General features: G+C 72.8%; 16 protein-coding genes. 12 read left to right on the top strand and 4 right to left on the bottom strand.

What is annotated here, in order from left to right; translation table 11 throughout:
- Window positions 1–96 precede the first annotated feature (96 nt).
- From GA0070612_RS18755 to GA0070612_RS18805, 11 genes are all read left to right on the top strand, one after another.
- On the top strand, window positions 97–1701 hold the full coding sequence (locus GA0070612_RS18755; protein WP_088989089.1) for an ABC transporter substrate-binding protein: 1605 nt from the start codon (window positions 97–99) through the stop codon (window positions 1699–1701).
- A gap of 10 nt (window positions 1702–1711) precedes the next feature.
- Window positions 1712–2797: an ABC transporter permease gene (locus GA0070612_RS18760; protein WP_197699187.1), complete on the top strand. Its 1086-nt coding sequence runs from the start codon at window positions 1712–1714 to the stop codon at window positions 2795–2797.
- Complete coding sequence (locus GA0070612_RS18765) at window positions 2794–3693, top strand: ABC transporter permease (RefSeq protein WP_088989090.1); 900 nt, start codon at window positions 2794–2796, stop codon at window positions 3691–3693. Before GA0070612_RS18760 ends, GA0070612_RS18765 begins: the two co-directional genes overlap by 4 nt.
- 1 nt (window position 3694) lies before the next feature.
- A complete protein-coding gene (locus tag GA0070612_RS18770; RefSeq protein WP_088989091.1) occupies window positions 3695–4672 on the top strand; it encodes an ABC transporter ATP-binding protein in 978 nt (325 codons plus the stop codon).
- Window positions 4669–5646, top strand: a complete 978-nt coding sequence (locus GA0070612_RS18775; RefSeq protein ID WP_088989092.1) for an ABC transporter ATP-binding protein — start codon at window positions 4669–4671, stop codon at window positions 5644–5646. Before GA0070612_RS18770 ends, GA0070612_RS18775 begins: the two co-directional genes overlap by 4 nt.
- 9 nt (window positions 5647–5655) lie before the next feature.
- Window positions 5656–6915, top strand: a complete 1260-nt coding sequence (locus GA0070612_RS18780; RefSeq protein ID WP_088989093.1) for an amidohydrolase family protein — start codon at window positions 5656–5658, stop codon at window positions 6913–6915.
- Window positions 6912–8555 carry a DUF885 domain-containing protein gene (locus GA0070612_RS18785; protein WP_088989094.1) on the top strand — a complete coding sequence of 548 codons (1644 nt, stop codon included), beginning with the start codon at window positions 6912–6914 and terminating at the stop codon, window positions 8553–8555. The genes GA0070612_RS18780 and GA0070612_RS18785 overlap by 4 nt, the downstream gene beginning before the upstream one ends.
- 34 nt (window positions 8556–8589) lie before the next feature.
- A complete protein-coding gene (locus tag GA0070612_RS18790; protein ID WP_088989095.1) occupies window positions 8590–8964 on the top strand; it encodes a nuclear transport factor 2 family protein in 375 nt (124 codons plus the stop codon).
- A complete protein-coding gene (locus GA0070612_RS18795; protein ID WP_088989096.1) occupies window positions 8961–9287 on the top strand; it encodes a TIGR04076 family protein in 327 nt (108 codons plus the stop codon). The genes GA0070612_RS18790 and GA0070612_RS18795 overlap by 4 nt, the downstream gene beginning before the upstream one ends.
- Window positions 9284–10276, top strand: coding sequence for an LLM class flavin-dependent oxidoreductase (locus GA0070612_RS18800; RefSeq protein WP_088989097.1), 993 nt, complete (start codon window positions 9284–9286; stop codon window positions 10274–10276). Before GA0070612_RS18795 ends, GA0070612_RS18800 begins: the two co-directional genes overlap by 4 nt.
- 102 nt (window positions 10277–10378) lie before the next feature.
- Window positions 10379–13714: a S8 family peptidase gene (locus tag GA0070612_RS18805; protein ID WP_231924251.1), complete on the top strand. Its 3336-nt coding sequence runs from the start codon at window positions 10379–10381 to the stop codon at window positions 13712–13714.
- A 48-nt stretch (window positions 13715–13762) separates the two neighbouring features.
- On the opposite strand, the gene GA0070612_RS18810 is transcribed toward GA0070612_RS18805, so the two are convergent.
- From GA0070612_RS18810 to GA0070612_RS18825, 4 genes are all read right to left on the bottom strand, one after another.
- Window positions 13763–14257 carry a DUF2231 domain-containing protein gene (locus tag GA0070612_RS18810; protein ID WP_088989099.1) on the bottom strand — a complete coding sequence of 165 codons (495 nt, stop codon included), beginning with the start codon at window positions 14255–14257 and terminating at the stop codon, window positions 13763–13765.
- Between the two features lie 239 nt (window positions 14258–14496).
- The gene (locus GA0070612_RS18815) at window positions 14497–15522 is read right to left on the bottom strand and encodes an SEC-C domain-containing protein (RefSeq protein ID WP_231924252.1); all 1026 of its coding nucleotides are present in this window, start codon (window positions 15520–15522) and stop codon (window positions 14497–14499) included.
- Between the two features lie 88 nt (window positions 15523–15610).
- Window positions 15611–15844, bottom strand: coding sequence for a Rossmann-fold NAD(P)-binding domain-containing protein (locus GA0070612_RS18820; protein WP_197699188.1), 234 nt, complete (start codon window positions 15842–15844; stop codon window positions 15611–15613).
- 307 nt (window positions 15845–16151) lie between these two features.
- Complete coding sequence (locus tag GA0070612_RS18825) at window positions 16152–16739, bottom strand: helix-turn-helix domain-containing protein (protein WP_088989101.1); 588 nt, start codon at window positions 16737–16739, stop codon at window positions 16152–16154.
- A gap of 115 nt (window positions 16740–16854) precedes the next feature.
- Here GA0070612_RS18825 and GA0070612_RS18830 point away from each other — a divergent pair, with 115 nt between their 5' ends.
- Complete coding sequence (locus GA0070612_RS18830) at window positions 16855–18441, top strand: MFS transporter (protein ID WP_088989102.1); 1587 nt, start codon at window positions 16855–16857, stop codon at window positions 18439–18441.
- Window positions 18442–19199: the final 758 nt, after the last annotated feature.

A 19199-nucleotide genomic window follows, 5' to 3' on the forward strand; every position in this document is an offset into this window, starting at 1 on the left:
CCATCTCCCGCCGCTTCCGCCGGTGGTCGGGTCGCCGAGGCGTCGACGCCCCGCGGTTCCCGCACGGCGGGCCGCGCGATAGAAGGTAGGAACAGCATGTCGGTGTCCCCCCGCCGGCTCCTCGCCGGAGCGTCCGCTCTGGCGACGCTGGCCGCCCTGTCCGTCAGCGCCTGTAGCGCCGGCGGCAGCGGTGGAAACGCGAACGGTGCGGCCAAGACGCTTACCGTGAACACCTCGTTCGTGCTCAAGACCCTCGACCCGGGCCGGGTCTACGAGGCGACCGGCCTGACCGCCGTGCACGCCCTCTACGACACCCTGCTCACGTTCAAGGGCTCGGACGTGAGCAAGCCCGTCCCCGCGCTGGCCGAGTCGTACCAGGCGTCACCGGACGCGAAGACGTTCACCTTCAAGCTGCGGCAGGGTGTGACCTTCGCCGACGGCAGCCCGCTCACCGCCGACGACGTCGTCTTCTCGCTGAACCGCCTGAAGAACATCAAGGCCAGCCCGGCGGTCACCGTCAGCGGCCTGACCGTGACGAAGACCGACGACAGCACCGTCGTGGTCGCCTCGGCCACACCCGACCCGAACATCCCGGTCGTGCTGTCGATGCCGTCGACCGCGGTGCTCAACTCCAAGGCCGCGAAGGAGCACGGTGCCCGCGACGGCGCCGACGCCGCGCAGGGCGACACCGCGCAGCAGTACCTGGACACCAACTCCCTCGGCAGCGGCCCGTACGTGCTGAAGTCGTACGACCCGTCGGCGCAGGTGGTGCTGGAGGCCAACCCGACGTACTGGGGCACCAAGCCGCAGTTCTCCCGGGTGGTGCTGCGCAACATGGACGCGCAGACCCAGAAGCTGACCATGCAGCGCGCCGAGGCCGCCGAGATCTCCCTGGACATCTCCGGCAAGCTCCTCGACGGCCTGCCCGGCAGCCTGCAGACCTCCGGCGTGCAGGACACCGTCTACTTCCTCTTCCTCAACGCCGACCCGGGCGTCTCGGCGGTCACCGCGAACCCGAAGTTCAACCAGGCCCTGCGCGCCGCCATCGACTACCAGGGCATCGCGGCCCTGTACGGCAAGGGCGCGGCACCCGGCGCCGGGCTGGTCGCGCCGGCCTTCCCGGGCGCGCTGCCGACCGGCGAGGAGTCCAAGCGGGACGTGGCCAAGGCCAAGGCGCTGCTGGCCGAAGGCGGCCTGACCAACCCCACCGTGAAGTTCACCTACCCGGCCATCACCTACAAGGGTGTGGACCTCGGCACGGTGGCCACCAAGGTGCAGGGTGACGCCGCCGAGGCGGGCATCAAGCTGGAGTTGAACCCGCAGCCGCTGACCACGTTCCTCGACGAGATGCGCGGCGGGAAGTCACCCCTCGGATTCACCCCGCAGAGCCTGAACTACCCGGTCGCCGACTCGCTCATCAACAACATGGCACCCGGGCAGGCGACCGCGCTGCGCTCCGGCTGGACGGTCGAGCGGGCCGACCCGGCCGTGGTGGCCGCCGGCAGGAAGGTCACCGAGACCCTCGACCTGGCCGGCCGGGCCGCCGCCATGCAGGAGTGGCAGCGGCTGATGAACGCCTCCTCGCCGTACGTGGTGCTGGCCAGCAACTCCTCCATCGTCGTGGCGACCAAGGACCTGACCGGCGCGGACTACACCGCCGCCGGTTGGCAGGTGGACGTCGCCGCGGTCGGCCGTCAGTAGTCGCGGCGACATGACGACAGTCCACGACGGTGAGCCGGGCGCGGTCGCCACGACCGCGTCCCGGCCCCGGGGTGCCCACCCGCTGCTGACGTTCCTGGCCAAGCGGGTGGCGATCACCGCCGGCCTGCTGCTCGGCGTCACGGTGGTGACGTTCGGCCTGGTCAACGTGGTCCCCGGTGACCCGGTGACCGCCAACCTCTCCGACCAGGCCCTCAACGACCCCGCCGCGGTGGCCGCCTTCCGCGAGAAGTGGGGTCTGGACCAGCCGCTCTGGGCCCAGTACGTGCACTACCTGGGCAACCTGCTGCACGGCGACCTGGGCGTGTCCCAGCAGACCGGGCGGGCCGTCCTGGACGACCTGCTGCACTACGTGCCGGCGACCCTGGAGCTGGCCATCCCGAGCATGGTGCTGGCGCTGCTCATCGGCACCGGGATCGGCATGCTCGCGGCGGTCCGCAACGGTCGGCTCACCGACCAGCTCGTCCGGATCGGCGCCCTGCTCGGGCTGTCCACCCCGCCGTTCTGGCTGTCGCTCGTCGTGCTCTACGTCTTCTTCTACCAGCTCGGCCTGGCGCCCAGCGGCGGACGACTCTCCACGGACTTCAGTCCACCGCCCACCGTCACCGGCATGTACACGGTCGACGCGGCGCTCGCCGGGCAGTGGGACGTCGCGTGGGACGCCGCCCAGCACCTGTCCCTGCCGGTGCTCGTGCTGACCTCGCTGACGGTGGCGATGCTGGTCCGGTTCGTCCGCTCGGCGATGCTGGAGGTGCTCCAGCAGGACTACATCCGCGCCGCGTACGCCAAGGGTCTGCCGACCCGTGTGGTGCTGCGCCGGCACCTGCTGCGCGCCGGTCTCGTCCCGGTGGTCACCGTCTCCGGGTTGGCCTTCGCCTCGCTGCTGTCCGGGACGGTGCTGGTGGAGAGCATCTTCGGCTGGCCCGGCGTCGGCCAGTACGCGTACCGCAGCGCCACGGCACTGGACCTGCCCTCGATCCTCGGCGTCAGCCTGTTCGTGGCGCTCGTCTACACGGTGGTCAACCTGACCGTCGACCTGCTCTACGGTCTCATCGACCCGAGGATCCGGCTCTCATGACGACACTCGCGGACCCGAAGGCGCAGCGGGCCCTCAGCCGGCGTCGCCGGCTCGGCCGACTACGCGGCAGCACGACCAGCCGGCCGGTCTGTCGTCAGCCGATCACGATGGTCGCACTGACCGTCCTCGGTGGATGGTTGCTGGTGGCACTACTCGCCGACGTCCTCGCCCCGTACGGCCCACTGGCGCAGAGCCCCGACGCGTACGCGCCGCCCTCCGGGGCGCACTGGTTCGGCACCGACTCGCTCGGCCGGGACATCCTCAGCCGGGTCATCCACGGCGCCCGCCTGTCCATCCCGCTGGCCCTGGCCATCGTCTCGTTGGCCCTGCTGCTCGGCGGGCTGCTCGGGTTGGTCGCCGGGTACGTCGGTCGGTTCGTCGACGAGGCGCTGATGCGCCTGACCGACCTGGTGTTCGCGTTCCCGCAGATCATTCTGGCCATGGCGGTGACCGCGGCGTTCGGCCCGAACACCCGTAACGCGGTGCTGGCGCTGGTCATCGTCTCCTGGCCGGTCTACGCCCGGGTCATCCGCAGCGCCGTGTTGGGCATGCGCGGCGACGACTACCTCAACGCGGCTCGGCTGCTCGGCGTCGGGCCGATCCGCGCGCTGCGCCGCGACGTGCTGCCCAACAGCGTCGGCCCGGCGATCGTGCTGGCCACGCTGGAGCTGGGCAACGCGGTGCTGCTGCTCGCCGCGTTGTCGTTCCTCGGCCTGGGCCCCCGCCCGCCGGCGGCCGAGTGGGGCTCGATGGTGGCCCTCGGCGCGCAGGACCTGTCGATGTGGTGGGTCAGCGTGTTTCCCGGCCTGGCCATTCTGACCGTGGTGATGGCGTTCAACGTGCTCGGCGACGCGCTGCGCGACCGGCTCGACCCCCGCTACTCGAAGGGACGCTGAGGTGGCACCGCTGCTCGACGTCGACTCCCTGGCCGTCACCCTGCCCTCGTCGCGTGGCCCGCTGCCGATCCTGCACGACGTGTCGTTGACAGTCGACGAGGGTGAACTGGTCGGCATCGCGGGGGAGAGCGGCTGCGGCAAGAGCCTCACCGCGCAGACCCTGCTCGGGTTGCTGCCCCCGGGGGCGGCGGTCACCGGCTCGGCCAGGTACGCCGGCACCGAGCTGCTGGGCCTGGACGACAAGGGCTGGCAGCGGGTGCGCGGGGCCGGCATCGCCATGGTGTTCCAGGACCCGAGCGCCGCGCTGCACCCGATGCTCACCGTCGGCCGGCAGCTCACCGAACACATGCGGGTGCACCTGCGGATGGACCGCCGAGCCGCCGACCGGCGCGCGGTGGAACTGCTCGACCAGGTCCGCATCCCGGACCCGGAGCGGGCCCTGCGAGCCTACCCGCACCAGTTCTCCGGCGGGATGCGGCAGCGGGTGGCCATCGCCATCGCCCTGGCGGCCCGCCCCCGACTGCTGATCGCCGACGAACCGACGACCGCCCTGGACGTCACCGTGCAGGCCGGCATCCTGGCCCTGCTGGACCGGCTGCGCGCCGAGACCGGGCTGGCCGTCGCGTTCATCACCCACGACCTCGGGGTGCTCAGCGCCCTCACCACCCGCGGCTACATCTTCTACGCCGGGCGGGTGGTCGAGACCGGCCCGACCGGCGCTCTGCTCACCGCGCCCACGCACCCGTACACGGCCGCGCTGCTCGGCGCCCGCCCGCACGGCACCCGGACCGGCGGGACGCTGCGACCCATCCCGGGCGCGCCGCCGGCACCCGGCGAGGCGCCACCGGGATGTCCGTTCGAACCCCGTTGCGGGTACGCCGAACCGTCCTGCGGCACGGCACCGCCCCCGCTCGCCCCCGTCGACGCGGACCGGTCGGTGGCCTGCGTGGTCCGTCCGAACCTGGAGGTGGCCGCATGACGACCCCCGCGCCCGCGCGACTGTCCTTCACCGACGTCGAGGTCGAGTACCGATCCCGAGGCGGGGGGCGGGTACGGGCCGTCGCCGGGGTCGACCTGGAGGTGCTGCCCGGCCAGATCGTCGGCCTCGTCGGCGAGTCCGGCTGCGGCAAGTCCTCGCTGGCCCGCGTGGCGGTCGGGTTGAGCGCGCCGAGCGCCGGCACCGTCCGGTACGCCGACCGACCGGTCACCCCGCTGGGCTGGCGACCCCGGTCGGACGCCGAGGTCGGCCTCCAGATGGTCTTCCAGAACCCGTACGCCTCGCTGAACCCCCGGCGCACCATCGGCTCCCAACTGCTCGACGGCGTGCCGGCGACGGTCACCGGGGCGGCCCGCCGGGCCCGGGTGCACGAACTGCTCGACCGGGTGGCCATGCCGGCCGGCGCCGCCGACCGCTACCCGCACCAGTTCTCCGGCGGCCAGCGGCAGCGCCTGGCGATCGCCCGCGCGCTCGCACCCGAGCCCCGCATGATCATCGCCGACGAGCCGGTGACGGCCCTGGACGCCTCGTCCCAGGCGCAGGTGGTCAACCTGCTCGTCGGGCTGGTCCGCGACCTCGACATGGGCATGCTGTTCATCTCCCACGACCTGTCGCTGGTGCACGAGATCGCCGACGTGACCGCCGTGATGTACCTGGGCCGCATCGTCGAGACCGCACCCACCCGCGAGCTGTGGCGCGCGCCGCGACACCCGTACACCCGGGCGTTGATCGACGCGGTGCCGCAGATCGGGCCCACCCCGCGCCTGCCCGCCATCCTCGCCGGGGAGGTGCCCGACCCGGCCAACGCCCCCACCGGTTGCCGGTTCCGGCCCCGGTGCCCGCACGCGTTCGACAGGTGCGTCGAGCAGCCACCCACCGTCGACCTGGGCGACCGCAGCGTCGCCTGTTGGCTCACCGACTCCGCCGCGGCACCGACCGCCGCGCGCCCACTCTGAGGACGTCCCATGCGCATGCCCACCGAACAGGTCCTGGTCAACCTCGCCCTCTACGACGGAGTCCAGGACGCCCTGCAACCGGACCGGGGCATCTGGATCGGCGCCGACGGGATGATCCGCGCCGTCGGCCCGGTCGACGACGTCCTCGGCGAGGCCGGCGACGCCCGGGTGGTCGACCTCGGCGGCGACCACGTCATGCCCGGTCTGACCAACATGCACGTCCACCTGTCGCTGGGGCTGCCCGGCCACCTGGCCGACACGGTCCACAACTCCAACCTGGCCGAGCTGGTGCTGCTGATGGCCGACTCCGCCCGGCGCACCCTGCACTCGGGTGTCACCACGGCCCGCCTCGTCGGCGAGAGCCGGTACGCGGACTTCGCCCTGCGCCGGGGCATCGAGGCCGGCGCTGTCGACGGCCCGCGCATCTTCACCGCCGGCCACGCGCTCTGCTGCACGGGGGGTCACGGCTGGGACGCCGACGCCCTGGAGGCCGACGGCGCGGACGGGTTCCGGCGGGCCACCCGCGAGCAGCTCCGCGCCGGCGCCGACCTGATCAAGGTGTGCATCTCCGGCGGCATCGCCGGACAGCACGAGGCCATCGACACCCCGCAACTGCTCGACGACGAGATGGCCGCCGTCATCCGCGTCGCCCACGACTGGGGGCGCAAGGTCACCGCGCACGCCGGCCCGGCCGACTCGGTCCACCGCGCCGTGGAACTGGGCCTCGACTGCGTGGAGCACGGGTACGAGCTGACCGACGATGTCACGCGGCTGATGGCCGAGCGGGGCGTCTGGTACGTGCCGACGATCGTGGTGAGTCGCTGCGAGCAGTTCTTCCGCGACTCCGGGGTGCCCGGCTGGCTGATGGACCGGGCCCTCGCGGCCGGCCCCCGACACTGGGAGAGCCTCCAGCACGCCATCCGCAACGGCGTACCGATCGCGTTGGGCAGCGACATGCCGCCGCACGCCGGCTACGACGAGACCACCGCGACAGTGCGCGAACTGGAATTCATGGTGGACGCGGGGATGCCCGTCGCGGACGCGCTCAAGGCCGCCACCGTCCGCCCCGCCGAGTGGCTGGGCCGCGCCGACACCCTGGGCAGCATCGAGGTCGGCCGGCACGCCGACCTGCTGGTGCTGCGCGACGACCCGACCCGCTCGGTGTCGGCGCTGCGCACCCTGCACGCCGTGGTGAAGGGCGGCGTCGCGTACCGCGACGACAGGGGCCGGTTCGGCGTCGCGCACGGCCGGCTCGGCGTACCGCGATGAGCAGCGTCACCGACGTCGCCGACGGGTACCTCGACGCCCTCGCCGAGCTGGACCCGCAGGCGGCCGAGGCGGCGGGGCGTACCCCGGTGTCGCAGGTCCCGGACCTGTCGCCGGACGGCTTCGACGCCCGCGCGGAGCTGGCCCGACGCACCGCGACGGCCGCCGCCTCGGCGAGCGCGCACGGCCCCGGCGAACCGGCCCTGGCCGACGCCCTGCGCGACCGCCTGGCCAGCGAGGTCGACCTGTACGACGCGGGCTTCACCACCCGGCTGCTCGCGCCGCTGGCCACCCCGGTGCACCTGCTCCGGCAGATCTTCGACAACCTGCCCCGGGACACCGCCGACGACTGGGCGGTGGTGGCCGCGCACCTGCGCCAGGTGCCCGAGGCCCTCGCCCGGTACGCCAGCACGCTGCGCCGGTCGGCGCAGCGGGGACACCTGGTCGCCCGCCGACAGGTCGTCGTGGTCGCCAACCAGTGCACGGCCTGGACCGTCGCCGACGTCTACGGGCGGCTGGTGGAGGGCTACCCCGGTGGTCCGCTCGCCGCGCAGCTGCAGCTGGGCGCACGGCTGGCCACCGCAGCCACCTCGGGCTTCGCCGCGTTCCTCCGGGCCGACCTGGCACCCGTCGCGTCCGAGGTGGACGGTGTCGGGAAAGACCTCTACACGGTCACCGCGCGCAGTTTCCTCGGCGCGACGATCGACCTCGACGAGGTGTACGCGTACGGCTGGGCGGAGTTGGACCGCACCGCCGCCGAGCTGCGGACCGTGGCCCGCGAGCTGGGTCACCGGCACGTCGCGGCCGCGCGGGCGGCGTTGGACGCCGACCCGGCCCGCCGGGTGCCGGCCGGTCCCGCCCTGGAGGAGTGGCTGCGGCAGCGCACCGAGCAGCTGACCGACGCGCTCGACGGCACCCACTTCGACATTCCGGCCGCCACCCGGCCGGTGGTGTGCCGGATCAGCCCCGCCACGTCCGGGGTCATGTACTACACGCCGCCCGACCCGTCGTTGACCCGGCCCGGCGGGATCTGGTGGTCGGTGCCCTCCGGCGAGTCGACGGTGCCGGTGTGGCGGCACGTCGGGACGCTCTGCCACGAGGGTCTGCCCGGCCACCACCTCCAGCACGCGATCACCCTCACCACCGCCGACCTGCACCCCTGGCAGCGCCATCTCTGCCAGGTGCACGGGTACGCCGAGGGCTGGGCGCACTACGCCGAGCGACTGGCCGACGAGATCGGCCTGTACGCGGACCCGGCCGAGCGCCTCGGCATGCTCGACGGCCAGATGTGGCGGGCCGCCCGCGTGGTCATCGATCTGGGCCTGCACCTCGGGCTGCCGATCCCGGCCGGCAACGGGTTCACCGAGGAGCGGCGGTGGACGCCGGCGCTCGCTGTCGACGTCCTGACCCGCGTCGCCGGACTGGACGCCGAGACGGCTCGCTTCGAGGTGGACCGGTACCTCGGCTGGCCGGCGCAGGCCCTCGCCTTCAAGGTCGGCGCGCGGCTGTGGCAGCGGGCCCGCCGGGAGGCCGAACAGCGCGAGGGGACCGCGTTCGACCGCAAACGCTTCCACCACCGCGCGTTGGCGCTCGGACCCATGGGACTGGACCCACTGCGCGCCCACCTGGCGACCCTGCCCTGACCTGTCGTACCCCTGCGAGCGGAAGTGACAGCCGATGAGCGCTGATCAGCTCACCACCACCATCACCGACCTGTACCGGTCGCTCGGCGACCGGCAGGCGTTCGACGCGCACCTGCACCCGGACCTGACGTTCTGGGAGTCCGACGCCGACGGCCTGCTGTCCGGGCTGGGCGCGCTGGACGACCTGCGGGACCGGCGGGCCACCCGGACCGCCGGCTCGCCGCCGATCGCGGTGGTGCCGGAGCACCTGCACGCCGACGCCTGGGGTGACATCGGCCTGGTGCGCTACGTGCTGCGGGCCCGCTTCGCCGACGCCCGGCCGGACGAGTGTTTCCGGGTGACCGACGTCCTGCGCCGCGAGGCCGGCACCTGGCGGATCGTGCACCACCACGCGGAGGCCGTGCGATGAGCGCCGAGGAACCCACCACCGACCTGTACGACCTGCGGGTCGTGGTGGAGCGGATCGAGGGCCGCTCGGTGTGCGGTCTGAAGCCGGGCGACCACGTCGACGTGACCGAGTCGAACCGGCTGAGCATCCCGGCCGGCAAGCACTTCTGCCTGTACGCGCTCGCCGCGTGCCTGCCCCTGATCCCCGCCAAGCAGCGGGAGTTGGCCGAGGGGGACTGGCTGGCCCAGGACAGCCACGTCGCCTGCCCGGACCCGGAGGAGCGCCTGATCATGCGGATCGAGCGGACCGGCCGCCGGCAGATCCCCACCGGGGAGCTGACGTGAGCGAGGGGCTGGTCGGGATCGGCCTGCAGTCCGACAAGTCCGCCGACGAGTACGCCGAGCTGGCCGAGCTGACCGAGCGGCACGGGTTCGACGTGCTGTCGGTCTTCGGTGACCTGATGTACCAACCGCCGATCTTCCCGCTGCTGGTGGCGGCCCGGCACACCAGCCGGATCCGCCTGGGCGTGGCGTGCCTCAACCCGTTCACCATGCACCCGGTGGAGGTCGCCGGCCAGGTGGCCGCGCTGGATCTCGCCTCGCACGGCCGGGCCTATCTCGGGCTGGCCCGGGGCACCTGGCTCGACGAGATCGGCGTGCCGCAGGTGCGGCCCATCCGGCGTATCGCCGAGACGGTCGCTGTCGTCCGGCTGCTGCTCGCCGGTGACGACAGCGGTTTCCAGGGCAGCGAGTTCACCGTGGCGCCCGGCACGTCGTTGCGGTACACCCCGGCCCGTGCCGACGTACCGGTCCTGGTCGGCACGTGGGGGCGGCAGACCGCGCGGTCGGCGGCCGGCTTCGCCGGCGAGGTCAAGGTCGGTGGGTCGGCGAACCCGGCGATGGCCCGGCTGATGCGGAGCTGGTTGGACGACGCGACCACGCCGGACCGCGACCGCACCGGTGTGGTGCTCGGGGCGGTGACGGTGGTCGACGAGGACGGTGTGGTGGCCCGGCGGGTGGCCCGCCGGGAGGTGGCCATGTACCTGGCGGTGGTCGCCGCCCACGACCCGACGATCGAGGTGGACCCGGACCTGCTGGCCCGGATCCAGCAGCATGTCGGTCGTCGCGAGGACGACCTCGCCGGGGCGCTGATCGGCGACGACCTGCTCGACCTGTTCGCCTTCTCCGGCACACCCGAGCACGTGGCCTCGCAGGCCGCGGCGGTGTTCGACGCCGGGGCGAGCCGGGTGGAGTTCGGCACGCCGCACGGGTTGACGCCGCACGGCGGGATCGACCTGCTCGGCCGGCGGGTGCTCCCTTTGTTACGGCGGTGAAAACCCCTCGTCGCGGGCCTTAAAAGATCGTGTATCGGTGCTTATGATCTTGCGGGAAGTCGCCCGATGAGGCACTTTCGTCCACATTAGACGAGGAGCACCATGCTCAGGAGAACGCGGTGGCTGATGGCGGTTGCCGTCACGGCCACGACGCTGACCGCCCTACCGGGCGGCTCGGCCACAGCCGGCGGCATCGACCGACCCGGCGCACCCGCCGCCTCGACCGACGGCAGGACGCACACCGTCACCCTGCTGACCGGCGACGTGGTGACCGTCCGCAGCAACGGCTCGGGCTGCCCGCAGGCCACGATCCGGCCGGTCGACGAGAACGCGGTGATCAACCAGAGCTGCGGCCCGGACGGTCACCTGCACGTCGTCCCCGCCCGCGTCGCGTCCCAGGTCGGCCCGGTCCTCGACCCCGACCTGTTCGACGTCACCACGCTGATCGCCGACGGGTACGACGACGACAACTCCGCCGAGCTGCCGCTCATCGTGCAGCCCGCCACCGCGTCCGCCCGGGTCGCCGCGCTCGGTGACGTGCTGCCGCTGCCCAGCATCGGCGCGGTCGCCGGCCGCGTACCCAAGAAGAGCCCGGCCACCGCGAAGCTGGCGACCACCTCGCTGCTCGCCGGCGCGAAGAAGATCTGGCTCGACCGCAAGGTCCGCGCCACCGCGCTGACCGGCGGCGGACAGCACGCCGACCTGGACCGCAACCTGGGCCAGATCGCCGCGCCGGACGCCTGGAAGGCCGGCTACACCGGCAAGGGGACCACCGTCGCGGTGCTCGACACCGGCGCCGACTTCACCCACCCGGACCTGGTCGGGCGGGTCGCCGACCGGGCCGACTTCACCACCGAGGGCGGCGACGCCGTCGACCACAACGGCCACGGTACGCACGTCGCCTCGACCATCGCCGGCACCGGCGCCGCCGCACACGGCCAGCGTCGCGGTGTCGCGCCCGACGCCACGCTGCTGATCGGCAAGGTCCTCGACGACCACGGCTACGGCGACGACTCCGGCATCATCGCGGCCATGGAGTGGGCCGCCCCCCGCGCCGACGTCATCAACATGAGCCTTGGCGGCAGCGACGCCGACGACGGCAACGACCCGCTCTCGCTCGCCGTCGACGGCCTGAGCAGGTCCACCGGCACGCTGTTCGTCATCGCCGCCGGCAACAACGGCGCGCAGATCTCCTCGCCCGGGTCGGCCGCCAGCGCGCTCACCGTCGGCGCCGTCGACCGTGACGACAAGCTCGCCGACTTCTCCAGCCGCGGACCGCTGGTGAACAGCCACGCGGCCAAGCCGGAGCTGGTCGCGCCCGGCGTCGACATCGTCGCCGCACGGGCCGCCGGCACCAACCTGCAGGACCCCATCGACAAGCACTACGAGGCGATCAGCGGCACCTCGATGGCCAGCCCGCACGCGGCGGGCGCCGCCGCGCTGCTCGCCCAGCGCCACCCGGACTGGACCGGCCAGCAGCTCAAGGCCGCACTCGTCGGCGCGGCCGACCCGCTGACCGGCGTCGACGCGTACGCCGTCGGAGCCGGCCGGCTCAACGCGGCCCGGGCCCTCGGCGGCCCGACCAGCGACCAGCCGGTGGTCAACGTCGGCACGTTCGCGTACCCGCAGTCGGGGACCGGTGAGGCGAAGCTGACCTGGACCGGTGATTCGACGGCCGTCCTCGACCTCGACGTGACGGTGGTCAACCACGACGGCCAGCCGGTGCCCCGCGGCGCGGCGTCGCTGTCGACGAGCCGGGTCACCCTCAAGCGCGGCGCGACCGCCGGTGCGACGGTGCGGATCAACCGCGCGGCGCTGGCCGCCCGGCCCGGGTTCTACCTGGCCACCGTCACCGCCCGCACCGGCCGCAAACTGGTCGCCACCACACCGGTGAGCTTCTACGTCGAGCCACCCAGCTACGACCTGACGATCCGCACCAAGCCGATGCCCGGCCTCCGGGACGGCGCGGACACCTGGATCAACGTCATGGTCGCCAACCTCACCGATCCCCTGCTGTTCTACGGCGGGGGCGGCGGCACACCCGGGGAGACGCTCACCCTGCGGGTGCCGGCGGGCCGGTACTCGGTGCTCGGTGCGTCGGTCGCCTACTACGTCGACAGCGACGTGCAGGAGAGCACCCTCACCGCGGCGGGTGACCTGGACGTGCACGCCGCGCGGAGCGTGACCCTCGACCCGGCGCGGGCCCGGCCGGTCACGGCGACCGTCGACGGGGCGGCCACCACGACCACCCGGACCGACCTCACCACCTTCCAGACCGCGGTGAACGGCCTGCCGTGGTGGCACCAGATCAGCGGTTTCGGTGTGGCGACGGCGATCCGCAGCGTGGCGGTCCCGAAGCCCACCATCGGATCGCGGCGCACCTGGGCGGCGGTCAACATGGATTCGCCGGCCGGCACCGCGAAGCCGTACCGCTACAACATCGTGCGCGAGTACGCCGACGGTGTGCCGGCCGACCCGTCGTTCCGGGTGACCAGGGCGGAGCAGGCCCGGCTGGCCCGCATCGACGAGCGGTTCCACCAGGCCGACTCGCCAGAGATGTACACCACGTTCGTCCGCTTCGGCGAGACTCCCGACGGGGTGCCGGTGACCCAGACCTTCGAGGGCGTCATGCCGCCGAGCCGGACGTCGTACCTCTCACCGGAGATCGTCTGGGCCGACCAGGGTGTCTACGGTGGACTGGCGGCCATGGAGGCGCCGCGCCAGTACCGGCCGGGCAGCCGGCAGTCCAAGGTCTGGGCACGGCAGCCGCTGCACTCCGACTGGTACGACGACCTGGCCGGTGCCGAGTCCAGTTGCGCCACCGCGCCGTCGCGGACCCGGGGCAACCTGCACCTGGACATGGTGACGCTCACCGACCAGCACCAGCGCGCCGACTGCCTGCAGGGCGAGGCGATCGGCGTGAAGCGCACGCTGTCGCTGTACCGCAACGGCAAGCTGGTCGAGCAGAGCGACCGGCCGGTCGCCGACTTCACGGTGCCGCAGGCGATGGCCGACTACCGGCTGACCTTCGACGTCGACACCAGTCTGATCCTGCCGATCTCGACCAAGGTCAACACCTCGTGGACGTTCCGGTCCGCCGGCCCCGACGGGACCGGGAGCGTGCCGCTGCCGCTGCTCGCCGTCGACTACGCCCTGCCGATGGACCACGACAACCACCCGGTCGACGGAACGGCCGAGCTGGCCGTCCGGCAGGCGCACGGTGTGAAGACGCAGAAGGTGACGTCCTTCCAGGTCTGGACCTCGACCGACGACGGCGGCACCTGGACGTCGGCCCGGGTCACCGGGAGCGGCGACAGCTACCGGGTCGCGCTGCCGAAGGCCACCACCGGGCAGGCCGTCTCGCTGCGGGTGAAGGCCACCGCCAACGGCGGTAGCGGGATCGACCAGACCATCATCAGGGCGTACCGCGCCGGCTGACGGTCGACACGGTGTCGGCCCGGCTCCGGCCGGGCCGACACCGCACCGTCACTGACCCTCCCAGACCGCCTTCGCGCCGGAGTCGCCGGTGCGGATCACGTAGTACACGGCGATGCCGGCGGCGATCACCGACAGCACCTGCAACGCGAGGGTCAGCGGTCGGGAGGGCCGTCCGTCGGCGCCCGCCTCGGCGGCCCTCGGCGCGACGAACCAGACCAGCGCCAGTGCCACGATCCCCAACAGGATCGTGGCCCAGAGCGTGATGTCGCCGAACTCCTGGTGCGTCTCCAGCGTCGGCAGGAACTCGGGGGTCACCCGGTTGGCGGCGCGCATGCGCTCGAAGAAGGCGTCGCCGGTGAGCTTCGCCAGCAGGGCCGCGATCGGCGCACCCACCGCGAGCAGCCCCAGCACCCAACGGGTGTGCGGCCGGATCAGCGGGACGAGCGCGTAGCCGATCGTCAGGAGCGCCAGCAGCGGCACGAACACGACAGCGGCGTGCAGCACAAGCGGATGGGCGGGGATGCCCATGAACTCCTCGAACATCGGCGTCTCCTCACATCGGTCGGACGTCGATCGTCCGGCAATGGACGCTATCGGTACCACCCGGACGTGTCACTCCCCAAGATTGCCGCCGGCGTCCGTCCCGGCCGCCGCGCCGCACCGGGCCGCGACGGTCACCGCGGACTCAGGTCGTCGCCGCACGGACGCCGAGGCCGACCAGGATCATCCCGGTCAGCCGATCCAGCATTCGTCGGCCGCCGCAGGGGCGATCGCTGTGCTGGTCAGCTCCGGGAGCGCGGCAGGCAGTCTTTCTTGTACTTCAGGCCGGAGCCGCACCAACAGGCGTCGTTGCGCTCGGGTGGCCACGGGATGCGCGCACTGGGCCGCGCCGACACCTCGGCCGCGTACCCCGCCCGGACGCCCGCGTCGGTCGGGTCGCCGTCCCGTCGACCGGCGAACGCGGTCAGCCCGGCCACCGTCGCGCCGAACACGCCCAGCCCGGCCTGACCGGCGCTCCTGAGCCGGACCAGCTCCTTCTCCAACCGGCCCCGGTGCGCGTCCCAGTCCGGGCCGTACACCTCGGCGAGGGCGGGATGCTCGGAGATCAACGTGTCGAACTCGGCCCGGGGCCAGAAGAGCAGGTCCGACTCGGCGTCCCGGCGCTCACCGGCCCGGCGGACGAGTTGGGTCTCCAGTCGGTCCGCCAGGTCGTCCTGCCGGTCGTGCGGCAGGTTGAGGTTTCGGCGTACCCGATGCCGTTGTTGCAGGAGGAAGAAGGTCACACCGGGCGCGTCCGGCGGACCGAGGTCGACGGCGGCGTCGGTGGCCGTGCCGGTCGCACGCTCGCCGAGCACGGAGTCGACAGCCTCGCTCAGCCACGTCTCGGCGATCGCCGAACGACCAGCGGCGTCCAGTGCCGCGCTGACGTAGGCGGGGGCGTCGGGCTGCGTGAGCAGCAACGGGCGCAGGGCGGTCAACTCCGCCATCGCCTCGTCGTCCTGACCGCCGGCCCGGAACAGCGCGCGGGCCCGCAGCGCCCGGGCGAACCCGGCTCGCGGGTCGTCGCCGGACGGGTACGCCGCCACGGCCTGCTCCGCGTAGCGCAGGGCCGCCTCGGGCCGCGCCCGGATCTCGGCGATCTCGGCGGCCAGGGTCAGGGCGTCCCCGGCGTCGTCCGGGTCCTCCAGCCGGCCCTGCTCAGCCGCCTCCGCGAGGTCGGCGGCGACACCGAGCGGGTTGGCCGTCCCGAGCGCCGAGCGGCGCAGTTCAGCGAGGTCAGCCTTGGTGAGTACGTCTCTCGTCGCCACGATCTCACGGTACGTCGGGGTGCGCGCGGTATGCGGGCAGATCACCCGTTACGCCGCTTCCGCACCTCCGGAGCCGTGACCAGGCTGACTACGACCACGCGCCGGCCGCCGCCGCCCGGACGGCGTAGCTGTCGAAGTCGAGCGCGTCCCGGCCGAGCACCCGACGTACACCGTCGGCGGGTTCGGCGAGATGGCCGGTGCGCATCCCGGCGAAGAGGAGGTTGAGCGCCGAGGCCGTCTCCTCCGGACAACCCTCGGCGAGCAGTTCCGCGTGGTACTCCTCCGGGGTCACCTCGACGTAGCTGATCGAACGACCGGTCACCCGGGCGATCGTCGCCACCGCCGCGGCGGTGGCGACGATCGCCCGGGCGCGACGGCGACTACCACTCCCGCCCCGTCACGCTGTCGCTGCGGCCGGGACACCCGCAGCGCGCGCGCTGGCAGCTCTCCCGCACCCACGGCTGGTACGACCTGACCGTCGCCGCCGGCGATCCCGACTTCGCCCACCGCGGGCCACGTCGAGAACGGCAGGGACAGCATCAGCGACCTGTCACTCGGCGGGCTCGTCTGAGCAACGCCGTGCCACCCGGATCGTTCCTGGTCCGGGTGGCACGGTACGGGTTCCTGCGTCATGACAGCGTGCGGCTGGCGCGTACGTGTGCGCGTTCGCCCTGTCTGCCGACGAGGCTGAGGAATTCGACGGGCCCGGAGCTGGTGGCGCCGAACCAGTGGGGGGTGCGGGTGTCGAACTCGGCGGCCTCCCCGGGTTGCAGGGTGAGGTCGTCGTCACCGAGGACCAGACGCAGGGTGCCGTTGAGGACGTAGACCCAGTCGAAGCCCTCATGGGTGCGCAGGTCGGGAACGCGATTGTCGTCGCCGGTGGGCAGGACGAACTTGTAGGCCTGGATGCCGCCGGGCCTGCGCGTCAGCGGCAGGATGGTGGAGCCGTCGCCGGCGGCGATGGGGCGCAGGTTGATGCGGGGATCGCCGGTCAGTGGGGCGTCGACGAGTTCGTCGATGGTGACATTGTGGGCGCGGGCGAGCGGGAGCAGTTGTTCGAGCGTGGGGCGCCGTAGGCCGGCTTCGAGTCGGGAGAGCGTGCTGGTGGAGATGCCGGTCTCCTCGGCCAGGTCGGTGAGGGTGATGTTGCGGCGCTGCCGTAGCTGCTTCAGCCGCGGGCCGACAGCGTCGAGGGTGCGGTCAAAGTTCTCGTCCATGCCGTGATTTTGCCATTCGGCAAGAAATTTTGCGCATCGTCGCCGGCCTGCTCAGGATCGAGTCGATCCACCCCGGCGCCGTACCCCATCGCGGCCCTCTGGAAGGAACCTGCGCATGACTGCCCCCACCAGATCCCCGAGCGTCAGCGTCCCCGGCGCGACGATTCACGACCCGCGCCGGCGCCGCGCGATCCTGATCGCGGTGTGCATCGCCCTGATGGCGGTCATCGCCTCGGTCTCCGGGCTCAACGTCGCCCAGCCGCAGGTCGCCGTCGCGTTCGACGCCTCGCAGGGCACCGTCCTCTGGATGATCAACATCTACACCCTCAGCCTGGCCGCGCTGCTGCTCCCGCTCGGCGCCCTCGGCGACCGGGTAGGCCGCAAACCGATCCTGCTTGCAGGCCTGACCGTGTTCGGCGTAGCGAGCGCGGCGGCCGGCCTGGCCACCTCAGCCGAGATGATGATCGCCGCCCGGCTGCTCTCCGGCGTCGGCGCTGCCATGATCATGCCGGTCACCCTGGCCGTCATCACCTCGACGTTCCCCGACGAGGAACGCTCCAAGGCCATCGGTGTCTGGACCGGCGTCGCCGGCGGGGGCGGCATCCTCGGCATGTACCTGTCGGCGGTGCTCGTCGACTGGGCGAACTGGCGGTGGCTGTTCCTGCTGCCGGTCGTGCTCGTGGCCGCGGCCATCGCCATGGCCCTGCGCGCCGTCCCGAACTCCCGCGAGGAGTCACCGCACCGCTTCGACCTGGCGGGCTCACTGACGTCGGTGGTCGCCGTCGTCGCGTTCATCTACGTCCTGCACGAAGGCCCGGTCAACGGCTGGACCTCACCCGTCACCCTGGCCAGCCTGCTTATCGGCGTCGTCGCCGCCATCGGGTTCGTGGCCTGGGAACTGCGCCGGACGGCACCCCTGCTCGACGTGCGTCTGTTCCGCGACCGACGCCTCGCGAGCGGCTCGCTGGCACTGCTGACACTGTTCGGTGTCCAGGCCGGAATCTTCGTCGTGCTGTTCCCCTACTTCCAGGCCGTCCTCGGCTGGTCCGGTCTGCGCTCCACCCTCGCGCTCATGCCCATGGCGGCGATGATGATGCTCGCCTCCGGACTCGCTCCCCGGGTGGCCGCCCGTGCCGGAGCCCGCGCCACGATGGCGACCGGGATCCTGCTCGGCGGCGTCGGCCTGGCGTTGATGGCGACCCTCGTCTCCGTCGACGGCGGCTACCAGGCGATCCTGCCCGGCATGCTCGCCATGGGACTCGGCATGGGCCTGACCCAGACTCCCTCCACCGAGGCCATCACCTCCGCTCTGCCCCGCGAACGTCAAGGCGTCGCGTCCGCCCTCAACGACGTCACCCGGGAATTCGGCACCGCCCTCGGTGTCGCTCTGCTCGGGGCCGTCCTGACCGCCGGCTACCGCACCGCCATCGACGCCCGCCTCGACACCGTCCCCACCGACACCGTCCCCACCGACACCGCCGACACCGCCCGCGACGGCATCGCCACCGCCATCGCCACCGCCGACGCTGCCGGCAGTCGGGCGCCCGCCCTCGTTCGCGCCGCTCAGGAGTCATTCGTCGACGGCTGGCACCACGCCATGTGGGCGGGGGTCGCCCTCATGACCATCCTCTTCGTCTACGTCGTGGCGCGTGGACCCCGACGGACCGTGCCCACCACACCGGCCACCGCTGCTCGTCGGTGAGGTCTCGCCCCCCTGTTCCGCACGGGCCAGGTAGGCGCGCATGTCATCGTGGGCCCCCGGAAGGCCGTAGCCGCCGACCAGTTCGGTGACGTTGCCGAACTGCCGACCGCCGAGCAGCCAGGGCGCGGTCGAGCGGCCCAGGGCCTCGGCGAGCCGACGTTGTCGGGGCGTGAGGGCGTCGACAGGTGTTCCCGCCGTCGCCGGGCCGTCCGGGAACGCGAGCGGCAGCGCCACCCCCAACAACGTCAACGACCGCTCGCCGCTGACGGTCGGCAACCGTTCGAGCAGCGCGTCGAACGCACGGTCGGCGTGCTGCGGACCGAGCTGCCGCAGGGCGAGCGCCGCGTACCCGCCCAGGTCGCCATCCAGGAACGGCACCCACTCACCGTCCACCGGCTCGGCCGGGGCCTCGCCGGAAGCCGCCGACGCCCAGCCCACCACCTCGGCGACGGTCGCCGGGTCGGCCGCCGCGCCGAGCACCCGCGCCCGACCGACGGCGGCGGCCCAACGGACCAGCGGGCGCGCATCGGTCAACCACCGGACGTCCGGTGCGGCACCGAGCAGCCCCATGGACACCAGGATGGTGGCCACCTCGCCGGGCGGCGCCGCGACGCCGGTGGCGGCGTCCACCGCGCCGGCCAGCGCGGACACGCTGCCGTCGGCCTCCTCCGGAAACCAGGCCAGGAGGTACGCGGCGAACAGGCGCACATCAGGATCGGCGTGACCCAGTAGGGCGCGGATCACGGGAACCCCGGCCC

The sequence above is a fragment of the Micromonospora chokoriensis genome, from assembly GCF_900091505.1.
GTDB classification, from domain to species: domain Bacteria; phylum Actinomycetota; class Actinomycetes; order Mycobacteriales; family Micromonosporaceae; genus Micromonospora; species Micromonospora chokoriensis.

Bases quoted from the DNA above. Each gene is read 5' to 3' on its own strand.
- GA0070612_RS18755 (WP_088989089.1), top strand. From the start codon at position 97: ATGTCGGTGTCCCCCCGCCGGCTCCTCGCCGGAGCGTCCGCTCTGGCG.
- GA0070612_RS18760 (WP_197699187.1), top strand. From the start codon at position 1,712: ATGACGACAGTCCACGACGGTGAGCCGGGCGCGGTCGCCACGACCGCG.
- GA0070612_RS18765 (WP_088989090.1), top strand. From the start codon at position 2,794: ATGACGACACTCGCGGACCCGAAGGCGCAGCGGGCCCTCAGCCGGCGT.
- GA0070612_RS18775 (WP_088989092.1), top strand. From the start codon at position 4,669: ATGACGACCCCCGCGCCCGCGCGACTGTCCTTCACCGACGTCGAGGTC.
- GA0070612_RS18780 (WP_088989093.1), top strand. From the start codon at position 5,656: ATGCGCATGCCCACCGAACAGGTCCTGGTCAACCTCGCCCTCTACGAC.
- GA0070612_RS18785 (WP_088989094.1), top strand. From the start codon at position 6,912: ATGAGCAGCGTCACCGACGTCGCCGACGGGTACCTCGACGCCCTCGCC.
- GA0070612_RS18790 (WP_088989095.1), top strand. From the start codon at position 8,590: ATGAGCGCTGATCAGCTCACCACCACCATCACCGACCTGTACCGGTCG.
- GA0070612_RS18795 (WP_088989096.1), top strand. From the start codon at position 8,961: ATGAGCGCCGAGGAACCCACCACCGACCTGTACGACCTGCGGGTCGTG.
- GA0070612_RS18805 (WP_231924251.1), top strand. From the start codon at position 10,379: ATGCTCAGGAGAACGCGGTGGCTGATGGCGGTTGCCGTCACGGCCACG.
- GA0070612_RS18810 (WP_088989099.1), bottom strand. From the start codon at position 14,257: ATGTTCGAGGAGTTCATGGGCATCCCCGCCCATCCGCTTGTGCTGCAC.
- GA0070612_RS18825 (WP_088989101.1), bottom strand. From the start codon at position 16,739: ATGGACGAGAACTTTGACCGCACCCTCGACGCTGTCGGCCCGCGGCTG.
- GA0070612_RS18830 (WP_088989102.1), top strand. From the start codon at position 16,855: ATGACTGCCCCCACCAGATCCCCGAGCGTCAGCGTCCCCGGCGCGACG.